Origin of the sequence: Candidatus Endomicrobiellum pyrsonymphae (genome assembly GCF_020328025.1) — a bacterium.
Lineage (GTDB): Bacteria > Elusimicrobiota > Endomicrobiia > Endomicrobiales > Endomicrobiaceae > Endomicrobiellum > Endomicrobiellum pyrsonymphae.
The window spans coordinates 1-10,360 of the sequence record NZ_JAIXMZ010000047.1; the positions used below are offsets into that span (position 1 = coordinate 1).

Sequence of the window (10,360 nt, forward strand, 5' to 3'; positions counted from 1 at the left end):
CCCAACGGTTTTAATGTCGTTCTCAAATATACTCAACTCTACATTCCTTACTAGCCCACTTACCCCGCTCCTACCATTCTTGTTCCCTCCGCATGAACTCAACACCAAACTAAATACTACAACTACGCTTACCACTCTCTCGAAATTAATCACTCTAAATCCCCTTTCGTTCTTGTAGTTCAGATTCTTTAAACTCCTCTTATTTTGTACTTCAGAATCTAAACTCTATTTTCGTACTCTTTTAAATAACCAATTATAACTATCGTTATTATACAAATTTAATCTCTTACTTTTTCAATTCCTTACTTTTAACATTTCAACCTTAAAAATTATACAATCAAAATAATCAAAATTCAATCAGAGATCTTTGTCTCCTTTCTACTCCTGAATTTTCCTGCCTCAAACCTTTCTGCCAGCAAATGTAATTGCCACTATTATATCAATCCAATTATATCGGTTTAAACCTCTATTGGCTTGTGTTAGTTTTACTCTGTCTTTATCGAACCCCCGGCTAAATATCCGGTTGAAAAAGCTGCCTGCAAATTAAAACCGCCTGTGGGAGCATCTATATCAATAATTTCGCCACAAAAATACAAACCTTCGATAAGTTTAGATTCCATTGTTTTTTGATTAATTTCATCCGTGGCAATACCGCCCCTAGTAATAATTGCCTCTTTAAAATCTCTAGTCTTTACTATTTTAAATTTTGAGTCCGAAAAAGCGCTCAACATTTTTTCTCTTTCTGATTTACTTATCTGCGAACATTTTTTAGTTATATTAAGTCCGCAATAATTTATAAAAGGCTTTACCATTTGGATAGGTAACATATCTTGAAGAAAATCTTTAATTTGATACTGAGCAAAATTATTGATTTCTCTTAATAATCTTTGATTTAATTGCTCTAGCGAAAGCGCAGGTTTTAAATTTAACGATAAAAACATATTTTCATTATGAATCCTCTCGGATACCAATCTGCTTATTGTTAAAATTACAGGTCCTGTGGCTCCGAAGTTTGTAAACTTCATTTCACCAAATTCTTTTGCAATAATTTTATCCGACGCAATCAAGGATACTTCTATATTCTTTAATTTTAGACCTTGAAGTTCTTTTAGATACTCGCTCTCTAAAACCACGGGAACAAGCGAAGGAAGAGGCTCTTTTACAGTATGTCCAAAAGCTTTTGCAATCTTATATCCATCGCCTTCTGCCCCTGTAGAGGGATAAGAAGCGCCACCGCAGGCTATAATAATATTTTTTGCGACTATTAAACCATCGGCATATATATTAAATGTTTCGTTCTCATTTTTTTTGATTGATTTTACGCTACAGGAAGTCATAATTTTAGAAAATTTCTTGACATTTTTTACAAGAACGTCCACAATATCTTGAGACTTGCCACTTGTAGGAAAATATCTCCCACCTCTTTCGAGTTTACACGACACACCTACGTTTTCAAAAAATGAAATTGTATCCAAATTTGAAAAAACATTAAAACTATTATAAAGAAACTTACCATTGTGAAAACAATCTGTAAATTCTTTAATCGAAGCGCTGTTAGTTAAATTACATCTTCCCTTTCCAGTGATAGAAAGTTTTATTGCAGGACGAGACTTTTTTTCTAAAACTATTGTTTTTAGTCCTCGCTCACCGGCTTTTATAGCCGCCATCATACCGGCAGGACCGCACCCAATTACAACAACGTCATAGACATCATACATTTTCAATACTTTTTAATAAATCATCTATTGCAACTTCAAGCGTTGTTATATCGTTCGAGTCGTTAATAAAAGTAATGTCAGCCATATTTGCCGTTTTTCTTAACTGTTGACCAGAACCTTCTGTTTGAGATTCTATTTTTTCAAGCTCAATAAATTTTTCTAACGTTTGAGGATCTCCCGGTCTTTTTCTATTCTGCATTCTTTCAAAACGCACATCTTGAGGCGCATCAATATTTACCAAAACAAAATCTTTTCTTTCTTGAAGCGCTTTAACTTCGTCGGAATGTCTTATGGATGTTATACAATACTTTCCATCTAAATTAATTTTTTCTAAAACTTTTTTCGCAAGCACTCCATTACCATTTTTTCCTCTTAATTTCGTTCCAAATACTATAAGATTTTCTCTAACAGGTTCAATGCCCTCTTCTTTCATTACATCCCTTATAACATCAGACAGAGAAAAATGTTTGTATCCATATTTTTTAGAAATATACTCAGCTATCGTATCTTTACCGGAACAATAAGAGCCTGTTAAACCTATAATCATTTTATCGCCTCTAAAGAATTAGAGAACCTTTCTACTCATATTTTAACTATACATTTTTTTGCCAACCCTTGACCACATAATGGGGCATGGGCATCCTGTGAAAAAATATTGCAACCATTATAAAATCCAAAGTTTCTTTAAAAGCGCTGTTAAAATTTGAATAAAAACCAATGTTTTTAAGTCGTTTATAATCATGACGACAACCGCCACCTTTTTAATTTTTTACACATTACCGAAACATCATTGTACAAATATCAAAAAGTTTTTACAAAAAAATACGACCTCCTCTTACGAGAGATCGTTTAATTTTTTTCATTGCGGGGGCAGGATTTGAACCTGCGACCTTCAGGTTATGAGCCTGACGAGCTACCGGGCTGCTCCACCCCGCGACCACCCAGCTATCGTATTACTTTCTCATCTATTTGTCAAATTATCATTTTTCCTGTTTCTAATCTCAAACGGTTTCTACTGCTCAATAGACTCTATTCCAAGCTCGTACCCGAGCCTGTTCTTTACGTTCTCTTCTTCCTTGTTTCCAGCATCAAATATCGCCTGCAACGCTACATCGTGCAAACTGCGCTTCTCCCAATCCAAAATCGCACAAACCATATACTTGTCACACTCGTCACACTCGTGTATGTCAGACGCTCTAAAGTTGCTTACAGGCAACCTCTTTATCTTGCGCTCTAACGCCACTCGCCGCTTCTTTACTATCTCGTATATAAGTTCAACCATTAAATCGTAGGAACTAAGTTCCAAACTTTGTTCTAAGGAACTGTGTTCCGAACTTTGTTCCGAACTTTGCTCCGAGGGACCGTGTCCCCCGGGACTTTGTCTAGAGCTGTGTTCTAAACAGGATGTGTAGCTATCGCTTTCGATGGATCTTCAGAGATCAAAAGATTAGGTTTAATAAGAATTTTTTTGCCGGTTTTACAAAAACAGATATGCCTCTCAAAAGTTCAACAACTCCATGACAGCATTCTCTACTTTATTATAATCATCACATTTTACAAGACTTATTTTTGGCATTAACACTTTCCTGTGAAAACTACAATTATAGTCGACTAATTTATACTGAATGCGCCATTATAAGGATGTTTGGCTATACCTACGCTTGCGCAATTTCATTTTGCCTGTTCATTTTGACAGATATTATTTTTGAAACACCATGCTCTTCCATTGTTACACCGTAAAGAATGTCAGCTATTTCCATTGTCCGTTTGTTATGCGTTATAACCAAAAACTGCGTTTTTGTAGAAAATTCTTTAACCATAGCGTTATATCTGCCAACGTTTGCATCGTCTAACGAAGCATCAACTTCGTCTAAAATACAAAATGGCGACGGCTTAACCATAAAAAATGCAAACAATAAAGCAACAGCCGTTAAAGCCTTTTCTCCGCCAGAACATAGCGAAATATTTTGCAATTTCTTTCCCGGAGGCTGAGCATAAATGTCAATACCGCTTTCAAGCAAATTGTTTTCATCAGTAAGCATCAAATCCGCTTCCCCTCCACCAAAAAGTTTTTTATAAAGATCTTTAAAATTTTCTCTTACAGCGTCAAAAGTCTTTTTAAAATTTTCTACAGTGGACTGATTTATTTTCTTTATAACTTCATGCAAATCATCTTTAGCTTTCAACAAATCCTGTTGCTGCGTTAAAAGAAAATTACACCTCTGCTCCAACGCATCATATTCTTCTTGCGCAGCAAGATTAACAGAACCTAAAGATTCCATCTTTCTTTTTATCTTTGTAATTTCTTCATTATTTACTTCAATACTATCAAAATTATTTTTGATTTCTTCATAATTTTTACCATAAGTTTCTGCAAGCCTTTTCTCCAAATCATTTTTCTGATATTCAAAGTTCTTTAAATCAACCCGCATAGAATTTACTTCATTGTTTAATTCGCCAACTTTACCGCGCAAACTATGCCACTCGTTAGTTTTTGAATCTAATGCGTCCTGCAGCGTCTGCTTATCTGTCAACAAAACTTGTATTGCCACTTCTTTCTGCGCTTGATCTTCACATAACTGTTGTATTTTTACCGTCTCTGCCTCCTGCGAAGTAAGTAATTCTGAAAGTTTTTCGTTGTTCTCGGAAATTTTGCTCTCCGCGTATTGAATTTGTTGTTTTATGTTGGATATGTTATCAAGAAGATACTGCTGCCCTTTTTGCTTGTTTTCTACTTCGGCTACTTTTCTATCCCAATTACTTCTTGCATCCATCATTAGAGGAGATATAAGCTCCTCTTCTTTCCTTATAAAAAATATATCGCTTTCAATAATTTTTAATTCTTCGTAAAGATTGTTTTCTTCATTTGTATAATCTGCAAGTTTGGCTTCAAAAACAGATAATTTCTCGTTAAAAGACGCGAGGTCTGCGTTTTTGACGCTCACTTCCTTTTTATGTTTATTTATTTCCTCGATAATATTCTTTATATAGTTACTTTTTTCTTCAACTTGCGCATATTTCCCTTCAATCTGCGTTCTTATTTTTATTGAATCAAACCCAAATCTTTCTTTTTCAAGTCTGGCGTTAATTTGACGTTCGTCTATCTGTTCTATTTCGAACTGCGTTGAAGCGATATTTCGTTTAAGTTCTTCAGATTTTTCTTGCAGTTTTTTTATTTGTTCTTCAATCAAAACAGGTTTTTCAAAAGATATCTTTCCACCGCCCTGAACAACAACGTTCCCGTAAACTTTATTTCCGAAAACTAAAGTATTAGAACAAACAAAACGAACGATTTTTTCGTCCGCAGGATTATATCTTAAATATTTTATAAGTTCGGTATAACCTGAAGGAAAACCTACAATACTGTTTTGATGAGAATCTGAAATTTTTTCAGCAACTATAAAAGATAATCTGCTTAAACCATTTTCTTCCAAAAAGTTAATAGCCAGCTCGGCTTCTTTTGTTGTATCGCATACAAGATAATTTAATTTTTCGCCAAGAACCGAAGCTATAAGTTCGTCTTTATCATCATCTGCGTCTATCAAACTGCTTACTGGACCTCTTGCCAAATTTCCTAAATTTAAAACAGCTCTAATAGACGATCTTACAGGATCTCGCTGTTCAAATTCTTTTAAAGTGGCTATGCGGGATTCATTAGACGCAAGCAATTCTTTATATTGCAGTAAATGATTTTCTAAAGCTTTTACTTTCTCCTCGTTTTCTACAACTGTTTTATTTATTTCTTCTTTTTTTATTTCAAAAGATCGCAAAGACACATCCGCAGCTGTAAGTTCCGCTTCTATAAGAGCAATTTCCTGATTTGTGGGATCAACTTCGTTTTCAAGTCTTGCGATTATTCTCTGCAAGGAAGCAGTATCTGCGTCAAGGTGTATTCTTGTTTCAGAAAGTTCGGATTTTAAGTCAAGTTGTTGCTTTTTTTCTGATTCCAACTGCGAAAGTTTGGAGCGAATTGCATTCTCTCTCAACTCAAATTCTACGAGCTTAGCCTTTATTGAATTGTACTGCAGTTCTTTTTCTTTATATTCATTTTCAAGCCTATTGGCTGCATCAACTAAAGAACTATCGCCCGTATCTAAAGTTTTAAGCTGATATTCCATTTGAACAATTTTTTCACGATTTACAACAAGTTCTTGCTCTAGCTTCTCCTGTTCCGATTTTATTTCGGTTTCGCGCTGCATTGCATGTTGTATTATTTGATCAGCTACGCCTATCTGCATTTTTATTTCGCTTAAATCTCTGTTTGCGCTTACATACCGCTCATTTTTTTCATCCAATGCAAGACGCATATCTTGCGTTTCAACATCAAGCTGAGCCATAAAAGTGTTTGTAGATTCAAACTCTTTTATCTTTGGATCAAGATTCGTTTTTATCCTTGCTATTTCGTTGTTTCCGTGAGATATATGCTTAACCAAAGATGCTACTTCATATTGAGCAAGATCCTCTTGATATTTTTTATATTGTTTCGCTTTTTTTGCGGCTATATCTAAAGCGGTTATTTGTTGCTTATGAATTGCAAGCGCGTCAGACAAACGAGACATGTCTGAATCTATTTTTTCAAGTCTTCTTAACGTTTCTTCTCTTCTTGCTTTATATTTAGAAACACCAGCAGCTTCTTCAAAGAGTTCTCTTCTGTCTTCCGGTTTTGCGGTAGTTAAAAAATCGACTTTCCCCTGTTCTATTATTGAATAACCGTCAAAGCCTATACCGGTATCCAAAAACATATCCCTTATATCTTTAAGTCTGCACTGTGTTTTATTTACAAAATACTCGCTTTCACCACTTTTGAACAACCTTCTTGTTACAGTCACTTCAGAATAATCTATAGGCAATATATTTTGAGAATTATCAAAAGTTAAGGAAACTTCCGACATTCCTATGGCAGCCCTTGTCCGAGTACCTCCAAATATTACCTCCTGCATGTTGGAACTTCTCATTGACCTTGCTTTTTGTTCACCAAGGCACCAACGAATAGAATCTGATATATTAGATTTACCACAACCATTAGGACCTACAATACCAGAAATTCCGAGATCAAAATCCAATACTGTTCTATCGGCGAATGATTTAAAACCGCACACTTCTATTTTCTTTAAATGCACTATTTATTTCCCTTGCAAAAACTTAGTTTTTTTCAATATCTTCAGGAGAAAGACCTTCGTAAGCTCTATAGTCTTTCTTGATAAGCATCGATGTCTTTTTCTTTTTTATTATGTAAGTAAGCTTTAATCAGCGCAAAAGACGCGCAGGCAGCCACTGAAGCTAAAAACATCTTGTATAAAACATCATATAAAGAGTGTTCTTTTCAAACCGCCAATAGCCAGAATTGAATCTACAATGACCTCATTCGTCGTTATTAAGCGAAACTTCTACGTATCCATCGCTAGATGCTTCTATGCGTACTGCATAGTAACAACTATTAATTTTTTCGTATTCGCTTGGATAATCTATAACAATATAAGATTTAGGAAACAAAATTGACACAGTTTTTTTAGCTTTCTCTTCCACTGTTGTTTTCGATGTTAGCTCCTTTTTTGCAACAATTTTTTTAACAATCGCTTTCTTCTTTGTTTATTTAGTAGCCATTTCCCCACACCTCCAACAATTTTTGTAGTTACAAAACACTAATTTATATTATCTTTTGTCGTTACATGGTTAATCAACAACACTAAATAGCATAATTTTTTGAAATCTCATTCTACAATTTTTGTAGTTACAAAACAATATAAATTTTCAGATAATGACACATAACTAACTGGTTGATTATACCCATGTTATGCCTTCAACAATACTTCAATCTCTTTTATATCTTTTGCCACAACCTTGAGATAAGAATGGGACTTCATGTTTTTCAAATATCGTACCTGCCATCTCATTCACAATTTTGTGTATCCGGATTCATGCAATTTATACGCTAAATCAAATCCATTCATTTTATGCTTCATATCATGATAAACAACAATTTTAGTATCTTTGGAATACTTGTTTAACTCGTTTATTTTAACTACCGTTATTCTTGCCAAAATTCGGAACTAAAAAGTCGTATAAACTCGTCTTCCATTTTCTTTGACTGTGGTATTCTACACAATGTTGACTAAGAACTAAAAATTTTGTATGATGCACGACGTGGGCGTTGTTCTGCCACAAAATAAAAGGAGACGTTATAAAATGAAAGAGGGAACACATCCAAAATATGAAAAAAGCGAAGTGTCTTGCGCCTGCGGTTATACCTTTAAAACTCGTTCGACAAAACCTGTAATTAAGCTTGAAATTTGTTCTAATTGTCATCCGTTCTTCACGGGCAAACAGAAGCTTGTAGATACGGCTGGAAGGGTTGAAAAATTTCAGAAACGTTTTGCGAAAACAGATGGAAAGACTATAGTAAAAAAGAAAACTGAGAAAAAAGTTTCGTCGCCAAGAAAGACCTCGGGCAAGATTCTTACGACATCGCCTAAAAAAGCAAAAGTTGCTCCTAAGAAAGAAAAAGAAACAAAAGGTAAGTAGTTTTAAGATAATATTGTGGAAGAATCTCTATTGAATAAAGATTCTTCCATATTTTTTTGTGGATAATAAAAATTATGTTTTTAGAAAAATTAAAATCATTAAACAGTCAATTTGAAGAAGTCGAGAAAAAACTCAGCGATTTATCCGTTGTTGCTAATAAAGACGAGTACAGAGAACTCACAAAACAGCATTCGTATCTTCGTCCTCTTGCAGAAAAATATGTTGAGTATGCTAAATTATTGAATGATATAAAAGACGCTGAAGAATTAAAAGATTCTGAAGATACAGGGATTAGAGAAATGGCATTTGCAGAATACAGCGAGCTTATTGAAAAACAAGTAAAGATAGAAGCTAAAATAAAAGTTTTGCTTATACCGACAGATCCTCATGAAAGTAAGGATATTATTGTGGAAATTCGCGCCGGTACGGGTGGAGATGAAGCCGCATTATTTGTTGGCGACCTATATAGAATGTACACAAGATTTGCCGAGAGAAATGGTTGGAAACACGAAGTTTTAGATTCTAATCCAACTGGTCTTGGCGGCTTTAAAGAAGTTGTGTTTGAAGTAAATGGTGACAGAGTATGGCGCTATTTTAAATTTGAAAGAGGCGCACACAGAGTTCAGAGAGTTCCCGCAACGGAAGCGTCCGGAAGAGTTCATACGTCGGCAGTTACAGTAGCTGTTCTTCCTGAAGCGGAAGAAGTTGATGTCGAAATAAAGACAGAAGATTTAAGGATTGATACATATAGAGCTTCAGGCGCCGGTGGGCAACACGTTAATAAAACAGATTCTGCAATAAGAGTAACGCATTTGCCTACGGGACTTGTTGTTGCTTGCCAAGATGAAAGAAGCCAAATAAAAAACAGAGCAAAAGCGTTTAAAGTTTTAAGAGCAAAACTTTACGAACAAAAAGTGTTGGAACATGAAAAAGCGCTTTCCGATGAGAGAAAACAGCAGGTTGGTTCCGGAGACAGATCCGAAAAAATAAGAACGTATAATTTCCCTCAAAATAGAATTACAGATCATAGAATAGGCTACAGCGTTTATAATATTACCGAAGTTATGGATGGCGATTTGTCTGAACTTGTAAATAAATTAATTGAAGCTGATGTTGAAGCTAAACTCAAAGATAATTTTTAAATGCTTACCGGTGAAAGTGTTTATACTTTATTAAAAGCGGCAGAAAAATTTTTAAATTCAAAAGGACTTACTGATTCTAAGGCTGATTCAGAAGTCCTTTTAAGTTTTGTACTGCAGATTAAACGATCCAAACTGCATCTTATAAGAGATCAAAAACTCACAGACAAACAAATATCGCAGTATAAAGAACATATTTTAAGACGTTCTCAGAGAGAACCTGCGGCGTATATAACAGGATTTGCAGGTTTTATGGATTTTGAATTTAAAATAAATAGAAACGTTTTAATACCAAGACCCGAAACCGAACTTCTAGTTGAAGTTGCGTTAAGTGTAGCGAAAAAAGAAAATAAAAAATCAGTATTGGATTTGTGTACAGGCTCAGGATGTATCGCTATAAGTTTATCCAAACTTGGCGCGTTTGACAATGTTACAGCTTTAGATATAAGTAAAAACGCGTTAAATATTGCAAAAGAAAATGCCAAAATTAATAACGCTACAGATATAGATTTTATTGAAAGCGATATTTTTGATAGTATAGGTGATAGAAAATTTGATATTATTGTTTCAAATCCTCCCTATATTTCAGAAACTGAATATAGCGCTTTAGAACCGGAACTTGAGTACGAACCAAGAATTGCTTTAACTGCGAAAGATGGCGGATTATTTTTTTATAACGAGATAGGCAGCAGAGCTTTAAATTATTTAAACAACGACGGAGTCGTACTTATTGAATTAAATGCAAATAAATTTGACGAAATAAGGCAAATTTTTTTAGATAACAATTATAAAGAAATTGAAATTATTAACGATTATGCCAATCTTCCTAGAATTTTAAAAGCAAAAATATTTAAATAATCAGCGCATTGAATTTGCCTTGCCCGTGGTATATTGATACAATGTGGATTATAATATACAATGCTATTGTGAGTGACGGTAAATAAAGTGTGTATGAATAATAGTAAAGAAGATATGATAATT

The 10,360-nt window shown here is 34.4% G+C and carries 8 protein-coding genes, 1 tRNA gene and 1 pseudogene; 3 read left to right on the forward strand and 7 right to left on the reverse strand.

What is annotated here, in order from left to right:
- Nucleotides 1–485: 485 nt before the first annotated feature.
- The 7 genes from LE180_RS04835 to LE180_RS04865 form a co-directional block, all read right to left on the reverse strand.
- On the reverse strand, nt 486–1,718 hold the full coding sequence (locus LE180_RS04835) for an NAD(P)/FAD-dependent oxidoreductase (protein WP_374134334.1): 1,233 nt from the start codon (nt 1,716–1,718) through the stop codon (nt 486–488).
- Entirely contained in the window at nt 1,711–2,265 is a 555-nt protein-coding gene (locus LE180_RS04840) for an AAA family ATPase (RefSeq protein WP_374134335.1), read from the reverse strand. The genes LE180_RS04835 and LE180_RS04840 overlap by 8 nt, the downstream gene beginning before the upstream one ends.
- 315 nt (nt 2,266–2,580) lie before the next feature.
- A tRNA-Met gene (locus LE180_RS04845) sits at nt 2,581–2,654 on the reverse strand.
- Nucleotides 2,655–2,730: 76 nt separating this feature from the next.
- Nucleotides 2,731–3,000, reverse strand: a complete 270-nt coding sequence (locus tag LE180_RS04850) for a hypothetical protein (protein WP_374134336.1) — start codon at nt 2,998–3,000, stop codon at nt 2,731–2,733.
- Nucleotides 3,001–3,373: 373 nt separating this feature from the next.
- Nucleotides 3,374–6,838, reverse strand: a complete 3,465-nt coding sequence (gene smc / locus LE180_RS04855; RefSeq protein WP_374134337.1) for a chromosome segregation protein SMC — start codon at nt 6,836–6,838, stop codon at nt 3,374–3,376.
- A 241-nt stretch (nt 6,839–7,079) separates the two neighbouring features.
- Complete coding sequence (locus LE180_RS04860) at nt 7,080–7,244, reverse strand: hypothetical protein (protein ID WP_374134338.1); 165 nt, start codon at nt 7,242–7,244, stop codon at nt 7,080–7,082.
- A gap of 368 nt (nt 7,245–7,612) precedes the next feature.
- Entirely contained in the window at nt 7,613–7,759 is a 147-nt protein-coding gene (locus tag LE180_RS04865; RefSeq protein WP_374134339.1) for a hypothetical protein, read from the reverse strand.
- A 145-nt stretch (nt 7,760–7,904) separates the two neighbouring features.
- Between LE180_RS04865 and rpmE the strand changes: the two are divergent.
- The 3 genes and pseudogenes from rpmE to prmC form a co-directional block, all read left to right on the forward strand.
- Nucleotides 7,905–8,138 (forward strand): annotated as a pseudogene (gene rpmE, locus LE180_RS04870) (50S ribosomal protein L31); the annotation flags it as partial.
- A 176-nt stretch (nt 8,139–8,314) separates the two neighbouring features.
- Nucleotides 8,315–9,382, forward strand: a complete 1,068-nt coding sequence (gene prfA / locus LE180_RS04875; protein ID WP_374134340.1) for a peptide chain release factor 1 — start codon at nt 8,315–8,317, stop codon at nt 9,380–9,382.
- Nucleotides 9,383–10,237: a peptide chain release factor N(5)-glutamine methyltransferase gene (gene prmC / locus LE180_RS04880; protein ID WP_374134341.1), complete on the forward strand. Its 855-nt coding sequence runs from the start codon at nt 9,383–9,385 to the stop codon at nt 10,235–10,237. It begins immediately after the preceding gene.
- Nucleotides 10,238–10,360: the final 123 nt, after the last annotated feature.

Coding starts and splice junctions, on each gene's coding strand:
- LE180_RS04835 (WP_374134334.1), bottom strand. CDS start 1,718: ATGTATGATGTCTATGACGTTGTTGTAATTGGGTGCGGTCCTGCCGGT.
- LE180_RS04840 (WP_374134335.1), bottom strand. CDS start 2,265: ATGATTATAGGTTTAACAGGCTCTTATTGTTCCGGTAAAGATACGATA.
- LE180_RS04850 (WP_374134336.1), bottom strand. CDS start 3,000: ATGGTTGAACTTATATACGAGATAGTAAAGAAGCGGCGAGTGGCGTTA.
- prfA (WP_374134340.1), top strand. CDS start 8,315: ATGTTTTTAGAAAAATTAAAATCATTAAACAGTCAATTTGAAGAAGTC.
- prmC (WP_374134341.1), top strand. CDS start 9,383: ATGCTTACCGGTGAAAGTGTTTATACTTTATTAAAAGCGGCAGAAAAA.